At 71.9% G+C, this 26,073-nt stretch carries 23 protein-coding genes and 1 pseudogene; 15 read left to right on the forward strand and 9 right to left on the reverse strand.

What is annotated here, in order from left to right; genetic code table 11:
• On the forward strand, positions 1–442 hold a 442-nt coding region (locus K7787_RS28870), incomplete at its 5' end, for a hypothetical protein (protein ID WP_223003450.1).
• A gap of 93 nt (positions 443–535) precedes the next feature.
• On the opposite strand, the gene K7787_RS28875 is transcribed toward K7787_RS28870, so the two are convergent.
• The gene (locus tag K7787_RS28875) at positions 536–1,153 is read right to left on the reverse strand and encodes a MerR family transcriptional regulator (protein WP_043260940.1); all 618 of its coding nucleotides are present in this window, start codon (positions 1,151–1,153) and stop codon (positions 536–538) included.
• A 235-nt stretch (positions 1,154–1,388) separates the two neighbouring features.
• Here K7787_RS28875 and K7787_RS28880 point away from each other — a divergent pair, with 235 nt between their 5' ends.
• The 4 genes from K7787_RS28880 (at position 1,389) to K7787_RS28895 (ending at position 5,183) form a co-directional block, all read left to right on the forward strand.
• On the forward strand, positions 1,389–2,960 hold the full coding sequence (locus K7787_RS28880) for a flavin-containing monooxygenase (protein ID WP_223003451.1): 1,572 nt from the start codon (positions 1,389–1,391) through the stop codon (positions 2,958–2,960).
• Positions 2,957–3,970, forward strand: coding sequence for an alpha/beta fold hydrolase (locus K7787_RS28885; protein ID WP_223003452.1), 1,014 nt, complete (start codon positions 2,957–2,959; stop codon positions 3,968–3,970). The genes K7787_RS28880 and K7787_RS28885 overlap by 4 nt, the downstream gene beginning before the upstream one ends.
• Positions 3,967–4,860 (forward strand): SDR family oxidoreductase, encoded by an 894-nt coding sequence (locus K7787_RS28890; RefSeq protein ID WP_223003453.1) that lies wholly within the window; start codon positions 3,967–3,969, stop codon positions 4,858–4,860. The genes K7787_RS28885 and K7787_RS28890 overlap by 4 nt, the downstream gene beginning before the upstream one ends.
• 95 nt (positions 4,861–4,955) lie before the next feature.
• Positions 4,956–5,183: a hypothetical protein gene (locus tag K7787_RS28895; protein ID WP_019986016.1), complete on the forward strand. Its 228-nt coding sequence runs from the start codon at positions 4,956–4,958 to the stop codon at positions 5,181–5,183.
• An 89-nt stretch (positions 5,184–5,272) separates the two neighbouring features.
• Here K7787_RS28895 and K7787_RS28900 read toward each other — a convergent pair whose 3' ends face one another.
• On the reverse strand, positions 5,273–9,016 hold the full coding sequence (locus tag K7787_RS28900; protein WP_223003454.1) for a S41 family peptidase: 3,744 nt from the start codon (positions 9,014–9,016) through the stop codon (positions 5,273–5,275).
• Positions 9,017–9,288: 272 nt separating this feature from the next.
• On the opposite strand from K7787_RS28900, the gene K7787_RS28905 reads away from it, so the two are divergent.
• From K7787_RS28905 to K7787_RS28920, 4 genes are all read left to right on the forward strand, one after another.
• Positions 9,289–9,888: a TetR/AcrR family transcriptional regulator gene (locus K7787_RS28905; protein ID WP_019986018.1), complete on the forward strand. Its 600-nt coding sequence runs from the start codon at positions 9,289–9,291 to the stop codon at positions 9,886–9,888.
• Positions 9,889–9,991: 103 nt separating this feature from the next.
• Complete coding sequence (locus K7787_RS28910) at positions 9,992–12,199, forward strand: MMPL family transporter (protein ID WP_164387690.1); 2,208 nt, start codon at positions 9,992–9,994, stop codon at positions 12,197–12,199.
• 206 nt (positions 12,200–12,405) lie between these two features.
• Positions 12,406–12,921: a YbaK/EbsC family protein gene (locus K7787_RS28915; RefSeq protein ID WP_223003455.1), complete on the forward strand. Its 516-nt coding sequence runs from the start codon at positions 12,406–12,408 to the stop codon at positions 12,919–12,921.
• Positions 12,922–13,079: 158 nt separating this feature from the next.
• Complete coding sequence (locus tag K7787_RS28920) at positions 13,080–13,373, forward strand: DUF1876 domain-containing protein (RefSeq protein ID WP_019986021.1); 294 nt, start codon at positions 13,080–13,082, stop codon at positions 13,371–13,373.
• A 94-nt stretch (positions 13,374–13,467) separates the two neighbouring features.
• On the opposite strand, the gene K7787_RS28925 is transcribed toward K7787_RS28920, so the two are convergent.
• The 4 genes from K7787_RS28925 to K7787_RS28940 form a co-directional block, all read right to left on the reverse strand.
• Complete coding sequence (locus K7787_RS28925; RefSeq protein WP_223003461.1) at positions 13,468–14,643, reverse strand: serine hydrolase domain-containing protein; 1,176 nt, start codon at positions 14,641–14,643, stop codon at positions 13,468–13,470.
• A gap of 127 nt (positions 14,644–14,770) precedes the next feature.
• Entirely contained in the window at positions 14,771–15,529 is a 759-nt protein-coding gene (locus K7787_RS28930) for an energy-coupling factor ABC transporter ATP-binding protein (protein ID WP_223003456.1), read from the reverse strand.
• Complete coding sequence (gene cbiQ / locus K7787_RS28935; protein ID WP_223003457.1) at positions 15,517–16,278, reverse strand: cobalt ECF transporter T component CbiQ; 762 nt, start codon at positions 16,276–16,278, stop codon at positions 15,517–15,519. Before cbiQ ends, K7787_RS28930 begins: the two co-directional genes overlap by 13 nt.
• A 1-nt stretch (position 16,279) precedes the next feature.
• Positions 16,280–17,347 (reverse strand): energy-coupling factor ABC transporter permease, encoded by a 1,068-nt coding sequence (locus K7787_RS28940; protein ID WP_164387692.1) that lies wholly within the window; start codon positions 17,345–17,347, stop codon positions 16,280–16,282.
• 211 nt (positions 17,348–17,558) lie between these two features.
• Here K7787_RS28940 and K7787_RS28945 point away from each other — a divergent pair, with 211 nt between their 5' ends.
• Positions 17,559–17,915 (forward strand): SsgA family sporulation/cell division regulator, encoded by a 357-nt coding sequence (locus K7787_RS28945; RefSeq protein ID WP_169439067.1) that lies wholly within the window; start codon positions 17,559–17,561, stop codon positions 17,913–17,915.
• Positions 17,916–18,034: 119 nt separating this feature from the next.
• Here the strand turns inward: K7787_RS28945 and K7787_RS28950 are convergent, their stop codons facing one another.
• A complete protein-coding gene (locus K7787_RS28950; protein ID WP_223003458.1) occupies positions 18,035–19,699 on the reverse strand; it encodes a penicillin-binding transpeptidase domain-containing protein in 1,665 nt (554 codons plus the stop codon).
• A 256-nt stretch (positions 19,700–19,955) separates the two neighbouring features.
• Positions 19,956–21,578 carry a penicillin-binding transpeptidase domain-containing protein gene (locus tag K7787_RS28955; RefSeq protein WP_223003459.1) on the reverse strand — a complete coding sequence of 541 codons (1,623 nt, stop codon included), beginning with the start codon at positions 21,576–21,578 and terminating at the stop codon, positions 19,956–19,958.
• A 406-nt stretch (positions 21,579–21,984) separates the two neighbouring features.
• Here K7787_RS28955 and K7787_RS28960 point away from each other — a divergent pair, with 406 nt between their 5' ends.
• From K7787_RS28960 to K7787_RS28975, 5 genes are all read left to right on the forward strand, one after another.
• Positions 21,985–23,217: a helix-turn-helix domain-containing protein gene (locus tag K7787_RS28960; protein ID WP_169439070.1), complete on the forward strand. Its 1,233-nt coding sequence runs from the start codon at positions 21,985–21,987 to the stop codon at positions 23,215–23,217.
• Between the two features lie 94 nt (positions 23,218–23,311).
• Entirely contained in the window at positions 23,312–23,545 is a 234-nt protein-coding gene (locus K7787_RS28965; protein ID WP_223003460.1) for a hypothetical protein, read from the forward strand.
• The gene (locus K7787_RS28970) at positions 23,542–23,715 is read left to right on the forward strand and encodes a DUF7848 domain-containing protein (RefSeq protein ID WP_156301880.1); all 174 of its coding nucleotides are present in this window, start codon (positions 23,542–23,544) and stop codon (positions 23,713–23,715) included. The genes K7787_RS28965 and K7787_RS28970 overlap by 4 nt, the downstream gene beginning before the upstream one ends.
• Positions 23,716–23,889: 174 nt before the next feature.
• Positions 23,890–24,021, forward strand: coding sequence for a hypothetical protein (locus K7787_RS32185; RefSeq protein WP_267907422.1), 132 nt, complete (start codon positions 23,890–23,892; stop codon positions 24,019–24,021).
• Entirely contained in the window at positions 24,018–25,199 is a 1,182-nt protein-coding gene (locus tag K7787_RS28975; protein WP_308036491.1) for a methyltransferase domain-containing protein, read from the forward strand. The genes K7787_RS32185 and K7787_RS28975 overlap by 4 nt, the downstream gene beginning before the upstream one ends.
• A gap of 67 nt (positions 25,200–25,266) precedes the next feature.
• On the opposite strand, the pseudogene K7787_RS28980 reads toward K7787_RS28975, so the two are convergent.
• Positions 25,267–26,025: pseudogene (locus tag K7787_RS28980) on the reverse strand (NUDIX domain-containing protein); the annotation flags it as partial.
• Positions 26,026–26,073 lie beyond the last annotated feature (48 nt).

A 26,073-nucleotide genomic window follows, 5' to 3' on the forward strand; every position in this document is an offset into this window, starting at 1 on the left:
AAGAGACGTCGCGGTTGGCCGGTGGGGAACGTATCTCTTCCGTGGGCACAATAACTGGGCTGCTCCGGCGGTGAGGGTGAGCGGAGGGAGGAATGTCACCTTCCGGGACCTGGAGGAGGCTGTTGAGAGCGAAAGTCTTCGCCACATGTACCTGGAGTGCAACCATGCGGTGCATGTCGGTGCATTGACCTTGATCGAGTCCACTGATTTCCGAAGGAGTTATCTGCATAATTGTCGAAGCGAGGTGGACATCCTGCGCACAGGAAGAATCGGTCAGGCTGCGGCTTTTTACCTTCAGATGGGAACGATGGAGGCGGCCAAGCGACTCACTGCGGATCTCAGCGAGTGGGACTGGATGTTGTCGGCTATCGACTTCCATCGAAGGATCGGGGAAGCGAATCGCTGCTTTTTCAAAATTTACAGCCCTCGGCGTGCGGAATGAACGCGAAGTAAAGACGTAAGCATTGACGGCGGCAGCGGCCACGGTCGACTACCACGTCGGCATCCTGATTCCGGACGCCCGCCCGAGCCCCCCTCACTCCTTGCGCAGTCGCCGGTCCAGGGCCATCGAGAGTTCCGCGTCCACGACGCTCTTCGCCAGGGGGCGCAGGCGGTGGAGGTCGTCCTGGGTGGCGTGGCGGGTGATCAGGTCGGTGAAGAGTTCGGCCAGGGCCTCGGCGTGTTCGCGGACGCGGTGGCCGGCGGCCAGGACCTCGGCGAGGGGGATGCCCTCGCGGACCAGCGCGGCCGAGACGTCCAGCAGCCGGCGGCTGATGTGGACGAGTTCGTCGCCGTCGGTGCCGAGGTAGCCGAGGTCCATCGCGGCGGCCAGGTTCTCCGCGGTGACCTCGCCCGCGAAGTGGTCGGCGAGTTCCTCGGGGGTGAGGCGGACCGGGGTCTCCTCGGTGGGGGCGCCCACGCCCAGCAGGTCGCCCACATCGCGGCCGTGGTCGAAGGCCTCGGCCAGTTCGGCGATGCCGCTGAGGGTGTGGCCGCGCTCCAGCAGGGCCGAGATGGTGCGCAGCCGGGCCAGGTGGTGGTCGTCGTACCAGGCGATGCGGCCCTCGCGGCGCGGCGGCGGGATCAGCTTGCGCTCGCGGTAGAAGCGCAGGGTGCGCACGGTGATGCCGGCCAGCCGGGCCAGTTCCTCCATGCGGTACTCGCGTGGGCCGCCGCCACCCGCTCCGTCGTCTCGTCCAGCGTCTTCTGCCACACCGGCAGCCTATGTTGTATCGCCGGTAACTTTCCTTGGCGCACCCCTACCGATCGGTACGGACCTCCTCTACGCTCTCACCATTGCGCCAGTGTTCACTGGCAGAGTCGCGGGAAGGCCGGTGCGGACCGCACCGGATGCGTGTCGCTACAGGCGAGTCATGGAGGGGCGCTCAATGGCCGAGCAGGAGCACGGGCACGGGAAGAAGCATGTGCGGGTGGCGGTGATCGGGTCCGGCTTCGGCGGTCTGGGCGCCGCCGTGCGGCTGCGCCGCGAGGGCATCACCGACTTCGTCGTCCTGGAGCGGGCCGGCAGCGTCGGCGGCACCTGGCGCGACAACAGCTATCCGGGGTGCGCCTGCGACGTGCCCTCGCACCTGTACTCGTTCTCCTTCGCGCCCAACCCCGACTGGCCGCGCACCTTCTCCGGCCAGCAGCACATCCGCGCCTACCTGGAGCACGTCGCCGACACCTTCCGGCTCCGCCCGCATCTGCGCCTCAACTCCGAGGTGAAGAAGATGACCTGGAACACGGAGCTGCTGCGCTGGGACATCGAGACCACCGGCGGCGACTGGTCCGCCGACGTCGTCGTCTCCGCCACCGGCCCGCTGTCCGACCCGAAGATCCCCGACATCCCGGGCCTGGACACCTTCCCCGGCAAGGTCTCCCACTCCGCCCGCTGGGACCACGACTACGACCTGGCCGGCAAGCGCGTCGCCATGATCGGCACCGGCGCCTCCGCCATCCAGATCGTGCCCTCCATCCAGCCCGAGGTCGCCCGCCTCACCCTCTTCCAGCGCACCCCGGCCTGGGTGATGCCCCGCATGGACCGGGCCGTCACCGGCCTGGAGCGCGCCGTGCACCGCGCGCTGCCGGTGACCACCCGGCTGCGCCGCGGACTGCTGTGGGGCATCCGGGAGTTGCAGGTCCAGGCGTTCACCAAGCACCCCAACGAACTGGGCTTCGTCGAGCAGTTGGCCAAGCGCAACATCGCCCGCGCCATCAAGGACCCGGCGCTGCGCGCCAAGCTCACCCCCGACTACCGCATCGGCTGCAAGCGCATCCTGCTCTCCAACGCCTACTACCCGGCGCTCGCGCAGGACAACGTCGACGTCGTGGCCAGCGGCCTGAGCGAGGTCCGCGGCTCCACCGTCGTCGCCGCCGACGGCACCGAGACCGAGGTCGACGCGATCGTCTTCGGCACCGGCTTCCACGTCACCGACATGCCGATCTCGGAGCGGGTCGTCGGCGCGGACGGCCGCACCCTCGCGGAGACCTGGAAGAACGGCATGGCCGCACTGCGCGGCGCCGCCGCCTCCGGCTTCCCGAACTGGATGACGATCATCGGCCCCAACACCGGCCTCGGCAACTCCTCGATGATCCTCATGATCGAGTCCCAGCTGAACTACATGGCCGACTACCTGCGGCAGTTGGACGTCCTCGGCGGCCGGGTCGCCCTCGACGCCCGGCCGAGCGCCGTCAACGCCTGGAACCGCAAGGTCCAGGAGCGCATGCGGCGCACGGTGTGGAACACCGGCGGCTGCACCAGCTGGTACCTCGACCCGAGCGGCCGCAACACCACCATCTGGCCCGGCACGACGACCGAGTTCCGCCGCGAGACCCGCCGGGTGGACCTCGCCGAGTACGAGGTCGTCCGCGCCACGGCCGCCAAAACCGCCGTAGTACAGGGTGGTTCGGGCGCCGCGGTGAGCGAGGACGCCGGTCCGCAGGTGGAGGTGGGCGCGTGAGCCGCCCCGCCGCCCTCGCCGCCGGCCCCTACGTCCCGCCCGCCGCCGCCCGCGAACTCACCGCCGTCTCCGCCGACGGCGCCCGGCTGCACGTCGAGGTGCACGGCCCCGAGGGCGCCCCCGCCGTCGTCCTCGCCCACGGCTGGACCTGCTCGACCGCCTTCTGGGCCGCGCAACTGCGGGACCTGGCCGTCGACCACCGCGTCATCGCCTACGACCAGCGCGGCCACGGCCGCAGCCCGGCGAACCCGGCGTGCACCACCGACGCGCTCGCCGACGACCTCGAAGCCGTGCTCGCCGCCACCCTCGCCCCCGGCGAGAAGGCGGTGCTCGCCGGCCACTCGATGGGCGGCATGACGATCATCGCCGCCGCCGACCGGCCCGGCCTCCAGGAGCACGCCGCGGCCGTCCTGCTGTGCAGCACGGGCGCGTCCCGGCTGGTCGCCGAGTCGACCGTCGTGCCGATCCGGGCCGGCCGGCTGCGCACCGCGCTGACCCGGCGCGTCCTCGGCTCCCGGGCGCCCCTCGGCCCCGTCACACCGCTCGCCCAGCGCATCCTCAAGTACGCCACGATGGGCGCCCGCACGGCGCCGCAGGCGGTCGAGGCGTGCGCGCGGATCGTGCACGCCTGCCCGCGCCGCGTGCGCCACGCCTGGTCGCAGGTGCTCGACGCGCTCGATCTCGACCACGGCGTACGGCGGTTGCGGGTGCCGGCCGCGGTGGTCGTGGGCACCGCCGACCGGCTCACCCCGCCGGTGCACGCCCGCGCGCTGGCCGCCGCGCTGCCGCAGTGCGTCGGCCTGACCGAACTGCCCGGCCTCGGCCACATGACGCCGATGGAGGCGCCGGAGGCGATCACCGCGAAGATCCGCGAGCTGGTCACCGAGTACGCCGGCCCCCGCGGCGCGGACCGCGCGAACGGCGACGGCGGCGGCAAGGACAACGACAACGACGACGCACGGATCGACGACGTACGGATCGACGACGCACGGATCGGAGAGGGCGCATGAGCAGGGTCAGCCTGGAGGGGCAGGTCGCGGTCGTCACGGGCGCCGCGCGGGGCGTCGGCGAACTGCTCGCGCGCAAACTGTCCGCGCGGGGCGTCAAGGTGGCGCTGGTCGGACTGGAGCCGGACGCGCTCAAGCAGGTCTCCGAGCGGCTGCACACCGAGAGCGCCCACTGGCACGCCGACGTCACCGACCACGAGGCGATGGCCCGGGTCGCGACGGAGGTCAAGGAACGCTTCGGGCGGGTGGACGTCGTCGTCGCCAACGCCGGTGTGGCGACCGGCGGTCCGTTCGTCGAGTCCGACCCGCAGGCCTGGCGGCGGGTGATCGAGGTCAACCTGATCGGCTCGGCGGTCACCGGCCGGGCGTTCCTGCCCGCGCTCACCGAGAGCCGCGGCTATCTGCTCCAGGTCGCCTCGCTCGCCGCGATGACCCCGGCGCCGATGATGTCGGCGTACTGCGCCTCCAAGTCCGGCGTGGAGGCGTACGCGCACAGCCTGCGCGCCGAAGTCGGTTATCAGGGCGTGCGGGTGGGCGTCGCGTATCTGTCCTGGACCGACACCGACATGGTGCGCGGGGCCGACCAGGACGACGTGATGCGGGAGTTGCGGCAGCGGCTGCCGTGGCCGTCCAACAAGACCTACCCGCTCGGTCCCGCCGTGGACCGGATCGTGGACGGCATCGAGCGGCGCTCCAGCCATGTGTACGGGCAGTGGTGGCTGCGCGGGATGCAGAGCGTGCGCGGGTATCTGCCGGCCGTCATCGGGACCGTGGGGCAGCGGGAGATGCGGCGGTTCGCGGACCGGCTGAGCGGGATGCGGATCGGGCTCGTCGGGGCGGGCGGCGCGGCCGACGAGCAGGAGCGCAGTACGGCGGTCACACAGCGTCGTTGATCGACATGCGGAGGGTCACCGCGCGTGTGAATCTGGTCGAGCCCGATCCCCTCACCCACTTGGGGATCGACTCACCCACACGGGAGTGAAACAGCATGGGCATGAAGGACAAGATCCAGGACCAGGCCGAGCAGGCGCAGCAGAAGGCCCGCCAGGGCCGGCAGCAGGGCCAGCAGGGTCAGCAGCAGGGCCGTGAGCGGGCCGGCGAGGCCCGCCAGAAGGCCGGTCAGCGGGCGTCGCAGCAGGGCGAGCGGGCGCGTCAGGGTGTCGGTGACGCGCACGACGAGCTGGACGAGCGCATCGGTGAGGACTTCGACCGCTAAGCGGCCCTCCTCCTCTGCTCGGCCTGGCCGGGACGGCGCGGGGCATCCAAGTTCCCTTGGATGCCCCGCGTTTTGCCGTACTGAGTAGTTCACTCGGACTCGGGGTCGGGGCGCGGGGGGAGGTGGGGGCGGGCCAGGTCCGGGGTGTCGGCGTAGGTGGGCGGGGTGGCCGGGGGGTTGGACGACAGGAGGTCCAGGGCCAGTTCGATCGCGTCGTCCATCTCGCGGTGGCGGCCCTCGGCCCAGTCCAGCGGGGTGCGCAGGCTCTCCACGTCGGGGGCCACGCCGTGGTTCTCGACGGACCAGCCGTACGCGTCGAACCACGCCGCGTTCATCGGCACCGTGATCACCGTGCCGTCGCCGAGCCGGTGCCGGCCGGTCATCCCGACCACGCCGCCCCAGGTGCGCTGGCCGACCACCGGACCGAGCTTCAGCAGCTTGATCGCCGCCGTGATCATGTCGCCGTCGGACGAGGTCGCCTCGTCGGCGAGGGCGACGATGGGCCCGCGCGGCGCGTTCGAGGCGTACGACACCGGCTCGGCGTCGCGGGTCAGGTCCCAGCCGAGGATCGTGCGGGTCAGCTTCTCGATGACCAGCTCGCTGATGTGGCCGCCCGCGTTGCCGCGCACGTCCACGATCAGCGCCGGGCGGGACATCTCCATGCGCACGTCCCGGTTGAACTGCGCCCAGCCCGAGCCGCCGAGGTCCGGGATGTGCAGGTAGCCGCACCGGCCGTCGCTCAACTCCCGGGTCACCGCACGGCGTTTGGACACCCAGTCCTGGTAGCGCAGCGGCCGGTCGTCGACCAGCGGGACGATCGCGACCCGGCGGGAAGGACCCTCGCCCTCCGCCGTCGTGAACGTCAGCTCCACCGTCGTGGCGCCGGCCCCGGCCAGCAGCGGGAACGGTCCCGTCACCGGGTCCACCGGGCGGCCGTCCACGTGGGTCAGCACCGCGCCGTCGCGGATGCCGGCGCCGGCCAGCGGGGAGCGGGCGCGGGAGTCGGAGGAGTCGCCGGGCAGGATGCGCTTGACCACCCAGCCGGCGTCGCGGCGCACCAGGTCGGCGCCGAGCAGGCCCTGCCAGCGCTGGTAGTGCGGCGGGCCCTCGTTGCGGCGGGCGGCGGCCACGTAGGCGTGCGAGGTGCCGAGTTCGCCGAGGACCTCGCGCAGCAGGTCGGCGAACTCGTCGGGGGAGGCGACGCGTTCGACCAGCGGGCGGTACTGCGCGAGCACGCCGTTCCAGTCGATGCCGCACATCCCCGGGTCCCAGAAGTAGTCCCGGACGATCCGGCCCGCCTCCTCGTACGCCTGCCGCCACTCGGCGGGCGGATCGACGGTGTGCAGGATGCGGCGGGTGTCGATCCAGGTCGTGGTGTCGCTGTCGCCCAGCTCGGTGGAGGGGACCGCGCGCAGGTCGCCCTCGTCCACGACGACCAGCCGGGTGCCGTCGCCGCTGACCGTGAACCAGTCGAGGTGGGCGACGAGTTCGGACTTCTTCGCCTTGCTGATGTGGAAGTACTCCAGCGTGGGGCGGCCGGTCATGTCGTTGGGGTTGGCGAACGTCTCGCCCAGCGCGCCGGAGATGGGCCAGCGCAGCCAGACCAGGCCGCCGCCGGCCACGGGGTGCAGCGCGGAGTACTTGGAGGCGGTGACCGGGAACGGCGTCACCCGGCTCTCCAGCCCCTCCACCTCCACCATCACCGCGCCCGGCTCGCCGGTCTCCTCGTCCTCCACCGGGTCGAGACCGCCGGCCGCGGGGCGGCCCTCGGGGGTCAGGGCGAAGGGGGAGGGGGTCGCGGAGGAGAGGGGGACGAGGTAGGGCTTGCAGCCGAGCGGGAAGGACAGGTCGCCGGTATGCACGTCGTACACCGGGTCGAAGCCGCGCCAGGAGAGGAAGGCGAGGTAGCGGCCGTCGCGGGTGAAGACGGGGTTCTCGTCCTCGAAGCGGCCGTCGGTGACGTCGATGACCGTACGGTCCTTGATACGGGCCATCTTGATCTGCCGCAGCGAGCGGCCGATGCCGGGGTGCGACCAGGTGACCCAGGCCCCGTCCGGCGAGAACGCCAGATCCCGCACGGGCCCGTTCCCCGACCGCACCAACTCGGTGACGAGCCCTCCGGGGGGTGCGGAGGGGGGAACGGCTCCGCCGGGGGCGCTGGCTCCGCCGGGGGTGTCAGGGGTGTCGGCTTCGCCGGGGGTCTGGGCTCCGTCCGGGGTGTTTGGGGTGTTGGCTTCGCCGGGGGTCTGGGCTCCGTCTGGGGTGTTGGCTTTGCCGGAAGGTGTGGAGGTATCGGCTTCGCCGCGGGCTGCGGGGGTGTTGGCTCCGCCGGGGGCCTCCGACGCTTCGGCTTCGCCGGGAGATGCGGGCGTGTCGGCCTCGCGGGGGGCCTGGGCTTCGCCGGGGGCTTGGGCTCCGCCCGGGGTGTCAGAGGTGTCGGCTCCGCCGGAAGGCGTGGAGGTATCGGCTTCGCCGGAGGCATCAGCCCCGCCACTCCCCGCACCCCCACCGGACATGTCACCCCCGCCCGAGGCATCGCCCCCACCGGCCCCCTCCCCGGCCTCCCCCGCCCGGAGGAGGTCCCCCAGGCCGCCGGCGTCTTCCCTTTCCTCCGAGACGTCGACCAGGAGGAGGCGGCCGTCGTGGGCGGCGACGGCCAGGCGTTCGCCGTCCGGGTCGGAGACCATCTCCAGGACGCGGCCGAGTTCCCCGGAGGCGAGCCGGCGGGGCGGGTGGGAGCCGGTGGCGCGCGGCAGGTCGGCGATCTCGACGGCGTCCTCTCCGTCGGCGTCGGTGACGTAGGCGATCCGCCCGCTCGCCCCGAGCATCTCCGGCAGCCGCACCCGTACGCCGGGCGTGTCGCTGATCGTGCGCGCCGGCCCGTCGCGGTGCGTCAGCCAGTACAGCGAGCCGCGGACGACGACCGCGCTGGCCCGGCCCGTCTCGTCGACGGAGATGCCGTCCACGTGCTGCGCGGCCGGCACCGGATAGGGGCGCCGCCCCGCCCGCGGCCCGCTCAGCCGTACCTCGAGCCTGCGCGGCTCGGAGTCCGCGGACAGGTCGTCCACCAGCCACAGTTCGCCCGCGCACTGGTACACCACCCGGCTGCCGTCGCTCGCCGCGTGCCGGGCGTAGAAGGCGTCGTGGTCGGTGTGCCGGCGCAGGTCGGAGCCGTCACAGGCGCACGAGTAGAGGTTGCCCACGCCCTCGTGGTCGGAGAGGAAGGCGATCCGGCCGCCGACGAACATGGGGCAGGCCAGATGGCCGCCGAGGTCGGGCAGCAGCCGCTGCCCGTGCAGCCACAGCCGGCCCGTCGCGCCGCCCCGGTAGCGCTTCCAGGAGGCGGGCTCGTGCGGCGGGGTGCCGGTCAGCAGCAGGCTCTTGCGCTCGCCGTCCACGTCGGCTGCCTGGAGGTCGGAGACTGGGCCCCAGGGCAGTTTGCGGCCGGGGGAGCCGTCGGTGGCGACCTTGTAGGCCCAGGTGAAGTACGAGAACGGCTCGCCCTGCGAGGTGACGGCGAGGATCTCGGTGTTGCCGATCTCGTCGGGCGGCGACCAGCCGCACACTCGGGTGTCGGAGCTGCCCCAGTACGTCAGCTGCCGGCCCGGCCCGCCGTCCACCGGCACCAGGTGGATCTCCGGCGCGAGGCTGCGCCAGGTGGTGTACGCGATGTGGCGGCCGTCGGGGGAGAAGCGGGGGTGGCCGGTCTTGGTGCGGTCCACGGTGAGCCGCCAGGCCCGGTCCGCTCCGTCCAGCGGGGCCAGCCACAGGTCGTCCTCGGCCACGAAGCACAACAGGTCGCCGCTGAGGTGCGGCAGGCGCAGATAACTCACCAATCCATGCTTCGCCCGGCGAGGGAGCGCAGCAACTCGTGCCGGCCCGGATGCCGCCCCCTCCTCGGCTCACCCCGCCCTCCCGGATACCGCCCCCGAGCCCGGCGGCGCCCGCCGCGCCCCGCCGCCCCCGCCCTCCTTATCCCGATCCGACAGACGTGACCCAACCCACGTACGAAACTGTTTCGTTTCGCTCGCGGCGTGCGCTACATTCGTGACGTACGAAACAGCATCGTCCGGCGCGGCCGGAGCGGACAGGAAGGGCGGGCGGGATGACCGAGGTGGCGACCACGCGTCGGAGCCGGCTCACGCCCGAGCGCGAGGCCGAGCTGTACGCGGCCGTGCTCGACCTGCTCCGCGAGGTCGGCTACGACGCCCTCACCATGGACGCCGTCGCCGCCCGCACCCGGTCCAGCAAGGCCACGCTCTACCGCCAGTGGGGCGGCAAGGCCGAACTGGTGGTCAGAGCCGTCCGGCACGACAAGCCCAGTTCGTTCGACGGCACCGACACCGGATCGCTCCGCGGCGATCTGCACGCCCTGGTCGCCCGGGAGGACGACTGCACCATGGAGCAGAACTCCGCGCTGATGCGGGGCCTGGCCATGGCGATGCACAACAACCCCGATCTCCGGCAGGCCTTCCGGGAACAGCTCATCGAGCCCGAGACGGCCGCCTTCAACCGTCTGGTGCGGCGCGCCGTCGACCGGGGCGAGGTCCGGGCGGACTGTCCGGCCCTCGACTTCGTGGTGCACATGATGGCCGGCGGGTTCGTCGTCCGCGCGCTGATGGAGGATCAGCCGCCCACCCAGGACTTCCTCCGTTCGTACATCGACGCCGTGGTCCTCCCCGCCCTCGGCGCACCCACCTCCTGACACCTCTCCCCAGCAAGCCCACCTTCTGACGTCACCGCTCACGTCGTCGGGCTGATCCCCCCTGCCCAGTTCCACCCAACGACCTGACCGGGAGTACGCCCCAGTGGCCACGTTCCTGTACAAACTAGGCCGCCTCGCCTTCAGGCGACGGCACTTCGTCGCCCTGATCTGGGTGGCGCTGCTGACGCTCGCCGGCGTCGGCGCGGCCTCCGCGCCCGCCGCGGGCAACACGTCCTTCTCCATTCCCGGCACCGAGGCGCAGAAGGCCTTCGACCTGCTGGAACAGCGCTTCCCGGGCGCGAGCGCCGACGGCGCGACCGCACGCGTGGTGTTCAAGGCGCCGGCGGGCGAGAAGATGACCGACGCCGGCAACAAGGCGACCGTGAACAAGACGGTCAAGGAGCTGGCCGGCGGTTCCGAGGTGGCCTCTGTCGCCGACCCCTACACCGGTCACGCCGTCAGCAAGGACGGCACGATCGCGTACGCGTCGGTGAAGTACAAGGTCTCCGGCATGGAGCTGGAGGACTCCTCCCGCACCGCGCTGGAGGACGCCGCGGACGACGCGCGCAAGGCCGGGCTCACGGTGGAGATCGGCGGTGACGCGCTCAACGCCGCGCCCGAGACCGGCGCCACCGAGATCATCGGCATCGCCATCGCGGCCGTCGTCCTCGTCATCACCTTCGGCTCGCTGCTGGCGGCCGGGCTGCCGCTGCTGACCGCCATCATCGGCGTCGGCATCGGCGTCTCCACGGTGACCGCCCTGGCCAGCGCCCTCGACCTGGGCACCACCACCTCCACCCTGGCCTCGATGATCGGCCTCGCGGTCGGCATCGACTACGCGCTGTTCATCGTCTCCCGCTACCGCGCCGAACTGGCCGAGGGCCGCACCCGCGAGGACGCGGCCGGGCGCGCCGTCGGCACCGCCGGCTCCGCGGTGGTCTTCGCCGGTCTCACCGTCGTCATCGCCCTGGTCGGCCTGTCCGTCGTCAACATCCCGATGCTGACGAAGATGGGCATCGCGGCGGCCGGCACGGTCGTCATCGCCGTCCTCATCGCCCTCACCATGATCCCCGCGCTGCTCGGCTACGCCGGCCGCCGGGTCAAGCCGGCCGGCGAGAAGAGCAAGCTGCTCGGCGGCGGCCGCGCCGCCAAGAAGCCGGCCCGCCCCAACATGGGCACCCGCTGGGCGAGCTTCGTGGTCCGCCGGCCCGTCGCCGTGCTGCTGCTCGGCGTGGTCGGCCTGGGCGCCGCCGCCGTCCCGGCCGCCTCCCTGGAGCTGGGCCTGCCCGACGACGGCTCGCAGCCCGTCTCCACCACCCAGCGCCGCGCCTACGACCTGCTCTCCGAGGGCTTCGGCCCCGGCTTCAACGGCCCGCTGATGGTCGTCGTCGACGCCAAGGACAGCGCCCGCCCGAAGACCGCCTTCACCGAGGTGAGCGACGAGATCAAGGGCCTCAAGGACGTCGTCACCGTCACCCCGCCGCAGCCCAACAAGGCCGGCGACACCGCGACGATCACCGTCGTCCCGAACTCCAAGCCGTCCTCCACCACCACCGAGGACCTGGTCCACGCCATCCGCGGCGCGGGCGACGGCATCAAGGCCAAGACGGACGCCGAGATCCTGGTCACCGGCTCCACGGCCATGAACATCGACGTCTCGCAGAAGCTGAACGACGCCCTGGTCCCGTATCTGGCGCTGGTCGTCGGCCTCGCCTTCCTGCTCCTGATCGTGGTCTTCCGCTCGATCCTGGTCCCGCTGAAGGCGGCCCTCGGCTTCCTGCTGTCGGTGCTGGCCGCGCTCGGCGCCGTGGTCGCGGTCTTCCAGTGGGGCTGGCTGTCCGGCCTGATGGGCGTCGAGCAGACCGGGCCGGTCATGTCGATGATGCCGATCTTCATGGTGGGCGTGGTCTTCGGCCTCGCGATGGACTACGAGGTGTTCCTCGTGACCCGGATGCGCGAGGCGTACGTCCACGGCGAGAAGCCGACCCAAGCGGTCGTGACCGGCTTCCGGCACGGCGCGCGGGTCGTGACGGCCGCCGCGGTCATCATGATCGCCGTCTTCTCCGGCTTCATCGGCTCCAGCGAGTCGATGATCAAGATGATCGGCTTCGGCCTGGCGATCGCGGTCTTCTTCGACGCGTTCGTCGTCCGTATGGCCATCGTCCCGGCGGTCCTGGCCCTGCTCGGCCGCCGCGCCTGGTGGCTGCCGGCCTGGCTGGACCGCGCCCTGCCCAACGTCGACGTGGAGGGCGAGGGCCTGCGCGAGAAGGACGCCGACGCCGACGAGGACCGCGAACTGGTCCACGCCTGATCCCCTTTCCCGCCCGCTTTCCCGCCCGCGCCGAACGGCCGGTGAGGACCCGCACGGGTCCCTCACCGGCCGTTCGGCCGTGCACGGGGCCGGACGCGCCGCAGCCGCAACGCCCCAGGCCGCTCACCCGCCCCGCGACCCGGCGGCGGGCGACCGCCGGGGAAAACCGCGCGAGCGCGCCCCCGCCGATGACGTACCGTGCCCGTATGACGACCGAGGCCGACACCGACGCCGGGGGGTCCGGAGCGCACCCCCGTTTCGCCGAGGCCCTCCGGGGGCTCGGGCTCGACGATCTGCTCGCGCGGACCCGGCGGTTCCCGGAGGCGACCCGGACCGCCGCCGAGGCCGCCGCGGCCGTCGGCTGCGAGCTGAGCCAGATCTGCAAGTCGCTGATCTTCGCCGCCGACCAGGAACCCGTCCTCGTCCTCATGGACGGGGCCTCGCGAGTGGACGTCGAGCGGGTGCGGGAGGAACTCGGGGCCGGGAAGGTCACCCGGGCCAGGGCCGACGTCGTCCGGGAGACCACCGGGTACGCCATCGGCGGCGTGCCGCCCTTCGGGCACCGGACCCGGACCCGCGTCCTCGCCGACCGGTCCCTGCTCGCGCACGACATCGTGTGGGCGGCGGCCGGAACGCCGTACACCGTCTTCCCGATCGCACCCAGGGACCTCGTCGCCCACGCCGGCGCCACCCTCGCGGACGTGCGCGAACGCACCGCGTGACACCGCAGGCCGCCGCCGTGGGGGCACCTCCCCTGCGTTCAGCCGCGGGTGAGCACGCCTGCCGACAATGCGGGAGCCCACGCCGCCCGCCGGGCAGGCCTCTGATGCTGCGCGGCGGTGCGGAAAGGAGCACCCTGGAAGCAGGTGTTCCGGAGGTGATGGACATGGCGATGGACACGATGAAGACCGCAGTGGGCTGGCACGTGGAGCTGGAGTTCAAGGAGGACGACCAGCACACCAAAGCCGCGGCGATGGTCCGTCTGCCCGACGGCAGCGCGGTCCGCGCGCACGGCAGGGCCAGCCGCCACCGCACCGACTCCAACCAGCCGAGGATCGGCGAGGAGATCGCCGGCGCCCGCGCCCTCAACGAACTCGCCGAGCAGCTGCTCACCAAGGCGCACGGCGAGATCGACGAGGCCTCGGGCCGCACCTCCCAGGCGATCCACATGTGACCGGCCGATCCGCAGGTGCCGGACGGACCGCGGTGGGCCGCGGCGGGCGACCGGGGAGCCGTGTGCCCCGTGGGCCGCTGAGCCGTCGTCGTCGCTAGGCCGTCGTCGCGGTCCGTACCGCCCGGACCAGCGCCTGTGCCCTCGGGTCCGCCGTCACGTTGGTGCGGAAGCCGTTGGTGACATAGCCGAAGGCGATGCCCGACTCCGGGTCGGCGAAGCCGAGGGCGCCGCCGCGGCCGGGGTGGCCGAAGGAGCCCGGGGCCAGCAGCGGCGAGGCGCCGCCGTGCAGCATGTAGCCGAGGCCGAAGCGGGTGGGGACGACGAGGACGCGGTCCGGCCCCGCCGAGGCCTCCGTGCGCGCCCGCTCCAGCGTCTCGGGCGTGAACAGGCGTATCCCGCCGTCCACTTCGCCGATCAGGGCGGCGTAGAAGCGGGCCAGGCCGTCGGCGGTGGCGATGCCGTTGGAGGCGGGCAGCACGGCCGCCCGGTACGCCGGGTCGTTCTCGTCGGCGTGCGGGGTGATCGCGCCGAAGGAGCGGCTGGTGAGGGAGTCCGGGTCCGCGTACGCCTCGGCGACCGCGCGCTTGGGCCGGGTCCGCAGGCCGCCGTTCTCCGACGCCGGGGGTTCCACGCGGCCCACCCGTCCGACCCGGGCGCGCTCGCTGTCGGGCAGTCCGACCCACAGGTCCGCGCCGAGCGGCCCGGCCACCTCCGCCGCGATCCACTCGCCGATGCTCCGCCCGGTCACCCGCCGGACCAGGCCGTCCGTCAGCCAGCTGTAGGTCTGGGCGTGGTAGCCGTGGTCCGTGCCCGGCTCCCAGGCCGGCGCCTGCGCGGCCACCGCCCGCGCGCCGAGCGCCGGATCGGCGGCCTCGGCGGGGGTGAGCGGCACGTCGAGCGCGGGGACGCCCGCCCGGTGGGCGAGCAGGTGCCACACCAGCGTCCGCTCCTTGCCGGCCGCCTTGTACTCGGGCCAGTACGCGCCCACCGGCGCGTCCAGGTCCAGTTCGCCGCGCTGGTGCAGCAGCAGGAGCACGGCGGCGGCGACGCCCTTGGTGGCGGAGCGCACGATCTGCGCGGTGTCCCGCTCCCAGCGCGGCGAGCCGTCGGCGCCGTCCACGTCGCGCGTCCCGGCCCACAGGTCCACGACCCGGCGCCCGTCGCGGTAGACGGCGACCGCCGCGCCGCGCTCGCCCCGGGCGGCGAAGTTCTCCGCGAACGCTTCCCCGACCGGCTCGAAGCCCTCGGCCACCGTGCCGTGCACGTCCACGTTCGTGCCCACGTCCCTGCTCCCGTCGTTCACCACTCGTCACCCGCAGCCGCCGTCCGCCTGCGACAGTGAGTGGAACACGGGCGCGCCGCCTGCGATTCCTCGGGGGCGGGCAGGACGGCCGGGCTCAGGTGCGGGCCGTCACCGAGCGCGGGTCGAAGCCGAACGGCAGCTCCAGGCGGTGGGCGCGCATCAGGGCGTCGTCGGAGAGGAGTTCGCCGGTCGGGCCGTCCGCGGCGATCACTCCGTCGCTGAGGATCAGCGCGCGCGGGCATAGTTCGAGCGCGTACGGCAGGTCGTGCGTGACCATCAGCACGGTCACGTCCAACGAGCGCAGGATGTCGGCCAGTTCGCGGCGGGAGGCCGGGTCCAGGTTGGACGAGGGCTCGTCCAGGACCAGGATCTCCGGCTCCATGGCGAGGACGGTCGCCACCGCCACCCGGCGGCGCTGGCCGAAGGAGAGGTGGTGCGGCGGGCGGTCGGCGAACTCGGCCATGCCCACCCGCTCCAGGGCGGTGCGCACCCGCGCCTCCAGCTCCGCGCCCTTCAGCCCGGCCGCCGCCGGTCCGAACGCCACGTCCTCGCGCACGGTCGGCATGAACAGCTGGTCGTCGGGGTCCTGGAAGACGATGCCGACCTTCTGCCGGATCTCGGCCATGTGCCGCTTGCCGACCGGCAGCCCGGCCACCGTCACCGTGCCGGCGCCGCCGCCGAGGATGCCGTTCAGATGCAGTACGAGGGTGGTCTTGCCGGCGCCGTTCGGGCCGAGCAGCGCCACCCGCTCACCGCGCTCGATCGCGAAGTCCACGCCGAAGAGGGCCTGGTGTCCGTCGGGGTAGGCGAAGGCGAGGCCGGAGACCTCCAGAGAAGCAGTCACAGGGTCCATCCCAGCAGACAGACGACGAGCGCGGCACAGGGGAGGGCCAGTGCGTACGACCACTGGGCCCGGGAGGCGGTCACCTCGTCGATGACCGGCATCGAACCGGCGTAGCCGCGGCTGACCATGGCCAGGTGGACCCGCTCGCCGCGCTCGTAGGAGCGGATGAACAGCGCGCCCGCCGATTTGGCGAGCACCCCCCAGTGGCGCACCCCGCGCGCCTCGAAGCCGCGGGACTCGCGGGCGATTCGCATGCGCCGCATCTCGTCGGTGATGACGTCGCCGTAGCGGATCATGAAGGAGGCGATCTGCACCAGCAGCGGGGGCAGTTTGAGCCGTTGCAGGCCGAGCAGCAGCTCGCGCAGTTCGGTGGTGGCGGCCAGCAGCACGGACGCGGCGACGCCGAGGGTGCCCTTGGCGAGCACGTTCCAGGCGCCCCACAGGCCGTTCACGCTCAGCGACAGCCCGAGGACGTGCACCCGCTCGCCCTCGGCGACGAACGGCATGAGCACCGCGAACGCGACGAACGGCACCTCGATCAGCAGCCGCTTGAGCAGGAAGCCGGCCGGCACCCGGGCCGCCGCGGCGACGGCGGCCAGCAGCACGGCGTACAGGGCGAACGCCCACATCGCCTCGCGCGGGGTGGACACCACGACCACGACGAAGGCGAAGGCGGCGGCCAGCTTGGTGTGCGCCGGCAGCCTGTGCACGGGCGAGTGCCCGTGCCGGTACAGCCGATGGGCGTGCCCGGCTCCCATCTCAGGCGGCCTGCGAGACGGATGACCCGGGGGCGTCGGAGTCCGTACGGCGCCGGCGCACGACCCAGAAGACGGTGCTGCCGACGACGACGGTGACGCCGACGCCGATCACGCCCGCGAGGCCGCCGGAGAGCCGGGCGTCGGAGATGTCCTTCACGCCGTAGTCGGCGAGCGGCGAGTCCGCGTTGGCGTGCGGCTTCTCCTTCTGGTCGATGCCCTGGTCGTGGGCGACCTTCTCCAGGCCGTCGGGGCTGGCGGAGGCGTAGAAGCTGACGAAGCCGGCGAGGATCAGGGAGGCGACCAGGCCGGTGATCCACAGCTTGCGGTGGGAGGAGCGGGCGGCGGCGGGAACGGGCGCCGGGGCCGGTTCGGCGGCGGGCGCGTCGACCAGTTCGCCGTTCACCCGCAGCTTGAGGCGTTGCTCCAGGCCGCGCGCGCCGTACACCAGGTCGGGGCGTACGGCGATGACGGCGCCGACGGTGAGCGCGGTGATCGCGGCCTCGCCGATGCCGATGAGGACGTGCACGCCGATCATGGCGGTGGCGACCTTGCCGATGGACACGTCGGTGGTGCCGCCGATCGCGTAGATCAGCGTGAAGACCACCGCGGCGGCCGGGACCGAGAGCAGCGCGGCGGCGAACGAGGCGACGGTCACCGAGCGGCGGCGGCGCGGCAGCACCTTCACCAGGCCGCGGAAGACGGCGTACGCGACGACGGTCGTCGTGATCGCCATGTCGGTGATGTTGACGCCGAGCGCGGTCAGGCCGCCGTCGGCGAAGAGGATGCCCTGCATCAGCAGGACCACGGACACGCACAGGACCCCGGTGTAGGGGCCCACGAGTATCGCCGCGAGGGCGCCGCCGAGGAGGTGGCCGCTGGTGCCGGCCGCGACGGGGAAGTTGAGCATCTGCACCGCGAAGATGAACGCGGCGACCAGACCGGCCAGGGGCGCGGTCCGCTCGTCGAGTTCCCGGCGGGCGCCGCGCAGGCTCACGGCTAGGGCGCCGGCGGCTACCACACCGGCGGCGGCGGAGGTGGGGGCGTTGATGAATCCGTCAGGCACATGCACCGTTCGAGGATAGCGGGCAGTTGCGAACCGGTTGCAAGAGCGAGGACCTCGTGAACCGCGGCGGAGTGCCCCGGCGAGCTGTGGGTACGCGCTCCATGAGCTGCCGATGGTTCGGGAAGCGCTCTCCGGGAAATGTGCGACATTGGAGAGAACGGGGATGGAAGAGGACAGGCAGCTTTCGTGGGGGTCACAGAGCGTAAGGGGTCGTCCGATGTCGGTAGTCGAACAGTACGCACGAGCCCACATAGTCACCGACGACGATCTGCGGGAGGATCCCGGCGCCGTACCGGTCGTCCTGCGCTACGACCCCGACGAGCCCCGGTCGGTCCAGGTCAGGCTGCCCGACCGGCACGAGTGGACGTTCTCCCGCTCGCTGCTCGAACAGGGGCTGCGGGCCCCCGCCGGCACCGGCGAGGTGCGGGTGTGGCCGTGCGGCCGGGTCCAGGCGGTGGTCGAGTTCCACTCCGCGCGGGGCGTGTCGGTGGTGCAGTTCGAGACGAGGACGCTGACGCGGTTCCTGCGGCGGACGTACACGGCGGCGGAGACGCCGGCGGTGGCGCACCGGTAGCGGCGGGGAAGCAGCCCGGTAGCGGCCCGGGCGGGCCGGTGGCGGCGCGCGGGTGACGGCCCGGGCGGGCCGATGGTGGTCGGCCCGCTCCGCGGGCTCCGGGGCGGGGTCCCGGAGGGTCAGCCCTTCTTCAGCAGGGCCGCCACGATCGGGCCCGCCGTGTCGCCGCCGTGGCCGCCGGCCTGGACGACGCCGGCCGCGGCGAGGTCGCCGCGGTAGGCGGTGAACCAGCCGTTGGGCTTCTTCTGCCCGTCCACCTCGGCGGAGCCGGTCTTCGCGCCGTAGTCCGGGCCGAGCCCGGCCATCGCCTCGGCGGCCGTGCCGGACTGGGCGGTGTACCGCATCAGCTCGCGCAGCTGGGCGAGCGTGTCCGCGGACAGGGTGCGCGAGGCGGTGGCGAGCTTGCGGTGGTCCACCGACGGCGAGACCAGGTACGGCTGGTGGAAGGTCCCGGACTTCACCGTGGCCGCCACCGACGCCATGTTCAGCGGGTTCATCCGCACTCCGCCCTGCCCGATGAGCGAGGCCGCCATCTGGGCCGCCGACTGCACCGGCACCGCGCCGTCGAAGGACGGCACCCCGATCGACCAGTTGTCCCGCGACAGCCCGAACACCTCCTGGGCCTGGCGGGTCAGGTCGTCGTTCTTCAGCTTGCCCGCCTGGCTGATGAAGGCGGTGTTGCAGGAGCGGGCGAAGCTGGCCTTGAACGTGCCGTCCTTGATCTCGAAGTCGTCGTCGTTGTGGAACTTCCAGCCGCCGTAGGTGAACGTCTTCGGGCACGGGTGCTGCTTGTCCGCCGACGCGAGCTTCTTCTCGATCAGCAGCGAGGAGGTGATGACCTTCATCGTGGAGCCGGGCGCGAGGGAGCCCTGGAGGGCGGTGTCGAAGCCGTGCCCGGCGTTGGCCACCGCCAGGATCTCGCCGGTGGAGGGCCGCAGGACGACGACGGCGGACCGCTCCCGTTTGGCGACCTGCCGCTCGGCCTCGGCCTGCAGGGCGGGGCTCAGCGTCGTGCGGACCGTGCCCGGGGTGCCCTTGCTCAGTTCGGCGAGCGTCTTGTCGGACAGCTTGGCCTTCTTCGCCGCCGCGCCGCGCACGATGCGCAGCTCGACGCCCGCCTTGCCGCCGGCGGTCTTGCCGTACTTCTCGCGCAGCCCGTCCAGCACCGACCCCAGCGAGGGGTAGGCGGCGGTGGTCAGCTCGTGGCCGTCCCGGTCCAGGGCCCGGACCGGCGGGGTGCCGGACGCGCCGGTGACGAGTTTGTCGCCGTCCCTGAGGTCGGGGTGGACGACGGCCGCGTGCCAGTCCACGACCGGCGCGCCGTCGGTGCCGCGGCGTACGACGGTCAGCGCGCTGTCGTAGGCGAGGGGCGCGGTCACGCCCTGGTACGCCACCGTCGCCTTGACGGAGAACGGCACCTTGCCGCCGCTGGGCGTGCCCTCGGTCAGCGTGACGTTCGTGAGGTGGGCGTCCTCGGCGTACTCGGTGAGCAGGGCGCCGGCCGCCGCCGAGTCGCTGGTCGCCGCTGCGGCCTCGGCCGGCCTGCCCTGTTGCCAGGCCGTCAGGAACCGCCCGGCGGCGGTCTGCACCTCGAGTGCCGTCAGCGGGCCGGTCTTCACCTTCTTGACGCTTCCCGCGGACGCGGTGCGGCCCTCGGCCTCGGCGCCGCCGCCGTGCAGCGCGTAGGCGCCGACGCCCGCGCCGACCACCACCACGGCGACCAGTCCGCCGATCAGGGCCGGCCGCTTCTTCCGTCGCTCGGCGACGCGCCTTCTCTTGCCCACTGCCTTCCGTCCTCCGCGATCCCCAGGGCCCCCGCCGCCCGCGCTGCCGTCGTCCTCGTGCGTGCTCCTGCCGCACGGACGCGACGACGGCGACCAGCCTAGGGTTCCGTCAGGACAGGTCGGCGCCGAAAGGGCGACCGTAGCCAACCTGCGACAATCGCACCGCCGTCGCATGCCCGCAGAGCCGATCGGCCGACCGGCCGACCGGCCCGCGCGGCGGTCGGCGGGTTGCCGCGGAAGCGGGTCTCGGGGCGGCTCAGCCCGCCGCGCGCAGGACCGCCGCCACGATCGGGCCGGCCGCGTCGCCGCCGTGGCCGCCCTCCTGGGTCATCGCGGCGGCCGCGACGTCGTTGCGGTAGCCGGTGAACCAGCTGTTGGACTTGGCCTGCCCGTCGACCTCGGCGGAGCCGGTCTTGGCGCCGATGTCGCCGCGCAGCCCCGACATCGCGACCGCGCCGGTGCCGGTGGTGGCGGTGCGGCGCATCATCTGCTGCAACTGGGCGGAGGTCCCGGCCGGCAGCCCCTGGGCGGTGGCGAGTTCACGGCCGTCCAGGCTCTGCGCGACGAGGATCGGCTGCCGGAAGCGGCCGGTGAGCGCGGTGGCGGTCACCGAGGCCATGTTCAGCGGGCTCATCTGCACCTGGCCCTGGCCGATCAGGTTGGCGGCGCGGTCCGGGCCGCTGACGGCGGGCACCGAGCCGTCGTAGGACGGGATGCCGGTCTTCCAGTCGTCCCGGCCGAGGCCGAAGCGGTCCTGGGCCTCGCGGGTCAGGGAGTCCACCTTCAGCTTGGGGGTGAACTTGATGAAGGCGGTGTTGCAGGAGCGGGCGAAGCTCTCGGAGAGGGTGGCGTGCTCGTTCGCCTTCATGCCCTGCAGGTTGTGGAAGGTCTGCCCCTCCCACAGCACGCTGTCGAGGCAGGGCGCGGGGCCGCTCGCCTGGGTGAGGCCGTTGTCGATGAGGGCGGCGGCGGTGATGATCTTCATGGTGGAGCCGGGGGCGAGCTGTCCGAGGAACGCCGCGTTGAAGGCGTCGTTGCGGTGGTTGGCGACCGCCAGCACCTCGCCGGTGGACGCCTTGACGGCCACCACCGAGGACTCGGCGTACTTCTGCACCGCCTGCTCGGCCGCCGCCTGGGCGCTCGCGCTGAGCGTGGTGCGCAGCTTGCCCGCCTTGCCCTTGGCGAGGGTGAGGAGCGGGGTCTCGGCGGCGTTGGTGTCCTCGTGGTGGATGCTCAGCTCGATGGACGGGGTGCCGCCCGCCTTGTCGCCGTACTTGGCGCGCAGCTCGTCCAGGATCGGCCCGAGCGAGGGGTACTTGTCCTTGGTCAGCACGGCGCCGTGGCGGTCTACGGCCTCGATGGGCGGGGCGGCGGAGGCCCCGGTGACGAGGGTGTCGCCCTTCTCCAGGCCGGGGTGGACGACCTCGGGCTGCCAGTCGACCAGCGGCCGGTGGCTGTTGGTGCCGCGCACGACGGTCAGCCGGCTGCGGTAGGCGAGCGGCGCGGACTTGCCGTCGAAGGAGACGGTGGCCGTGACCGAGAAGGGCACGGTGGTCCCGGCGGCGGCGCCCGGTGTGATCTTCACCTGGCCGATGTGCGCGTCCTGCCCGTAGGAGGACAGCACGGTGCGGGCGGCGTCGGGGAAGTTCGTGTACGAGGCGGCGGTCGTCGCGTCGCCCTGCGCCCACGCGGCGAAGAACTTCGCGGAGGTGTCCTTCACCTCGTCCGCGTTCGGCGGCCCGGTCCGCACGGCCACCGGCGAGTCGGCGGCCGCCGTCCCGTTCAGCGCGGACAGCAGGTTGTACCCGCCGTACGCCGCGCCGCCCACGAACACGACGAACACCCCGCCGACTATCGCGGCCTTGGCCCCCTTGCGCATCCGAGCGCTCCCTCCCCGTCTCCACCCCGTGAGCCTTCGTCCGCGCGGTTTCTTGAACGCGTTCAAAGACTGCTTCGCGCCTAGCACTGTAAGCGGAGCGCCCCCTCAAGGTCACCGAGATTCCGGGAACTTGTCCGAACAGAGATCAGCGGGCTGACCAGGATGGCCCTATTCGGCCATGTATATGAACGACTGAAGCTGTCATGGCCGTTCTGCTGAGCCCGGGGTCGAGGTACGTCCCCGCACGGACGAGAAGTCCAAGACGGCGTCGAACACCTACGTCGTGCAGCAGAACCCGGAGACCGGGCCCGGCAACCACCGGATGCCCCAAGTCCCCCTTCATGTAAGCCTTGGAGCAGACTTCGGCGTTTGGATGCAGGGCATACCCTGGTTGAGAGGTGATTCGATGTCGTCACTACAGGAGAACGTCAGGAATCACCGCCGCCGGGCGGGGATGAGCCAAGAGCAGCTCGCCGAGGCCGCCAGCCTGTCGGTGGGTGTGGTCCGTAAGGTCGAACAGGGCCAGAACGTCAGCGTGGAGTCTCTGAACGCTCTTGCCCGCGCACTCGGGACCGAGACATCCAGCTTGTTCGCCACGGAGGTCCCATCCCCCATCGAGGTGGACTCCAGCGAAGGCCCCAGGCTGATGGAGCTGCGTCGCGCCCTCATGCCGCCAGTCGGCCTGTCCCTCACCCTGACCGAGCCCGAGCAGGTTGTCCCTCTGCGCACGATCCAGAGGGACATCGACGACCAGCACGCGCTGTACCGGACGGACCGCTACGACAGCGTGGCGAAGAAGCTGCCCGGCATCCTGCGCGCCGCCGAGACAGCGGTCGCCCTCAGCGAAGGCGAGGAGAGGCAGCGCGCCGTGATCGTGCGCTCGCGCGCCCTGCTGCTCACCGGCAAGTACCTGACGCAAGTTCGCCGCTACGACATGGCGTACCACGCGCTTGCGCGGGGCATCCAGGACGCCCGCGAGGCCGGGCAGGTCCAGCTCGCCGCGAACGGCGTCGTCGGTATGGGCTGGCTGCTCCTGCGCCAGGACCGTTTCGACGAGGCCGAGCAGCTCGCCGCCCAGACGGCGGAAGCGGTCGAGCCGCGCTTGTCCAGCGCCACGGCGGCCCAGCTCGCGGTGTGGGGTGAACTGCTTCAGCGGGTGGCGTCTGCGGCGATGCGCAACAACCGCCCGGACGTCGCCAAAGAGGCCCGGCGCATGGCGACGACAGCCGCGAGCGCGCTCGGGCGTGAGCACATGAACTTCAACGAGCACTGGGCTACGTTCGGGCCGGTGACGGCCGAGACCAAAGCGATCGAGGATCTGTCCTTGGTCGGGGATGCCCGTGGGGTGCTCAATCGGGCCGACGATGGGCCGGTGGCCGGGAAGGCGCTGAAGAAGCTCGGCCGGCCGAGCCCGAACAACTGGGATCGGCACCGTCTGGACGTCGCACGAGCCCATGTGACGCTCGGGTCGCATCAGGACGCGATGGACGAGCTGACGGGCATCAAGGAGTCGTCCCCCGAGTGGCTGCGGCATCAGGCGATGGCCCGCCGGATCATGCGGGATCTGCTGAAGCACCGTAAGCGGACGTTGACGCAGGACATGCGCGAGATGGCCGTCCATCTGGACGTTGCTGGGTAACTATCACGCTGCGTAGCAAGTCCTGACAGGGCGACAGGTAACTACAACGCTATGTGCCTGGTCCTCGACCGTCGCCGATCGTAGTTTCGTGGTCATGGACGGTCACGACGAGCACAGCAAGCCGGGCATCGGCGACCTGGCCAAGGACACGGCCAAGAACCAGGTCGGTTTCCTGATGGACGAGGTCGGCGGAAAGCTCCTCCCGCGGCCGACGCGCGGTGGCAAGGAGTGGGAGGCCGACCCCGGCGACGTCGAGTCGCCCACGGCCTTGGAGGAGATGCGGGCGCGCAACAACGTCCGCAGCGAGATGCGGAGGCTCGGGCTGTGAGCGGGCCGCACACCGTCCTGGCCTTCAAGCGGTGGCACCCGAAGTCCGCTTCTGACGGGGCGTGGGAGCCGCCACGGACCTGGGCGCTGGGGCACTCGGGGAAGAACCCGAGCCACCTCGGCTTCGAGGAGATCGTCACCAGGCCCTGGCGTCCCTGGACGGATCCCTGATGCGCCGATCAGGCCGCAGGGTGGCCCGTTACGCCGGCCCTGTTCGTTCCCCCGTGCGGCGGGGCCGGGACTCAAGCCCTCCATCTCGGCCGCAGCCTCTTTGGACGGTCGCGGCGGCCGATATGGGGTCAGCAAGTGCAGAGCACCATCCCTTCGCAAATCGAGGAGTGTCCCATGCGTGACGAACGTCCCTGGATCGTGGCCGGCGGCGAGGACGACAGCAACTCGGGCAACAAGCACGGCGGTGGCGGAAGCGAGGGCGACGACTCGGGCCACAGCGACACGAACGGCGGCTCCAGCCGGTGACTGAGCACGATCTGAGGGAGGCCGGCCCCGATGGGCTGGCCTCCCGGCTCATGGAGTCGGGAGCCCTGACTTCGGACTGGCTCTACGCCTACAAGGCGGTGCCGCGCGAGCTGTTCGTGCCTGACGTGATGTGGCCGGGCCGCACCGAGGGCACCGGGCAGGGCGAGGCGATCGACCGCAACGCGGACCCGGAGGTGTGGTTCGCGGCGGTCTACTCGGACCGTTCCCTGACCACCCAGTGGGACGACGGCAAGCACGCGGGCACCGGCAAGGGGAGGACGCCGACGTGCTCCAACTCGCAGCCGTCGATGGTGTTCTCGATGCTGGCCGCGCTCGATGTGCAGGAGACCAGCCGGGTCCTGGAGATCGGCACGGGCACCGGCTGGAACGCCGCCCTGCTGTCCGAACGGGTCGGGTCCGGCAACGTCGTCTCCGTCGAGGTCGACGAGGCCAACGCCAAGGCGGCGCGCGAACGGATCGAGGCCGCCGGCTACCGGCCGACGCTCATCGTGGGCGACGGATTCGAGGGCTACCGCGAGGGTGCACCGTACGACCGCGTCCTGGTCACGGCCGCGCTCACCGAAGTGCCCCACCGGGTGATCGGCCAGGTCCGCACGGGCGGGGTCATCGTCGCCCCGTACGCCACCACCTACGGCGGCGAGGGCGTCGTCCGTCTGGTCGTCCAGCGGGACGGGTCCGCGGTGGGTGCGTTCGTCGGCTCGTCGGCGTTCATGCGGCTGCGCCGGCAGCGCCAGAAGCGGCGGCATGTGCGCGAGTACCTGGGCGGGAAATCTTGGCCGGCCGATGGCGTGAAGTCCCTGACCTCGATCTCTCCGGAGGAGATCGGGGACTGGCTGCCGATGTTCGCCATCGGCCTTCAGACCCAGGGCCTCTTCCCGTGGGCGGAGACTTACGCCGACGGCTCTTACACGCTGTGGCTGCGGGACACCGACGTCACGTCGTGGGCCACGGTCGACTACAAGCCCGGTCGGGAGGAGTTCGAGGTCTACCAGTCCGGCCCGAGGAAGCTGTGGGACGAGGTGACCGTCGCCTTCCTGCACTGGGACTCTCTCGGCCGGCCGGGGTGGCAGCGCTTCGGCCTGACGGTCAACGGCAAGACCGGCGAGCACACGCCCTGGCTGGACTCCCCGAGTGCGCCCTTGCGTCCCGTGCGCTGACCGGCCCGGAACGCGCGAAGGACCCCCTGACCAGTGGTCGGGGGGTCCTTGTTGTGATCATCCGGTATTGGTTGGCCAGGATGTGCAGCAGGGCAACGAGGGTGCCGGACGCCATCAACTCACCATGGGCCATGAGCCCCGGAATGTCGGCGAGGGGAATCCACTCGATGTGACCGGCTTCCTCGAGGTCGGTCGGTTCCCCTACCTTGTCAGCCCCGCGGCCCACGAAGATCTCATGCGGCGAGTCGACCATGCCCACCATGGGCTGATAGGTCACGACGTGTTCCAGAGCCCTCGGGCGCCACCCGGTCTCTTCGACGACTTCCCGAAGCGCCGTCTCCGACGGGTCCTCACCGGCGTCGACGATGCCGCCTGGGAGCTCCCAGCCGAACTGCTGGGGTACGAAGCGGTACCGCCACATCATCAGTACGCGGTCCTGGTCGTCCACCACCGCCGTGACTGCCACCCGATGCAGCTTCACAACGTGATGCTCGAACCGCTCCACACCGGGCGGCTCCACATCCCAGAGCTGCAGCTTGACCCACTGGTTGTCGTAGAGGTTGCGCTCACCATGGATACGCCACGGCTCCACTCCGTCCGGTCGGGCGATGCTCACCGCACCCGGCACACGATAGGAACTTCGCCCGCGCACCTCCAATGCTCCCTCAGCAACGAGGCGGGCGAGTACTTGACGCAGTGCAGTCCTGCCGATGCCGAGTTCATCGACCAGCGTGCGTTCCGAGGGAAGCTTGTCACCAGGTGCGTATGTGCCCGAGGCGAGTCGTTCGCAAAGCGTCGTGTAGACCTTAGCTGTCTTCGGTCCCATCCGCAGAGCACTCTCCGTTCTGAGGTGGTGCGAACCAGCTAGGCCAGC

This window comes from Streptomyces sennicomposti (genome assembly GCF_019890635.1).
GTDB lineage: Bacteria > Actinomycetota > Actinomycetes > Streptomycetales > Streptomycetaceae > Streptomyces > Streptomyces sennicomposti.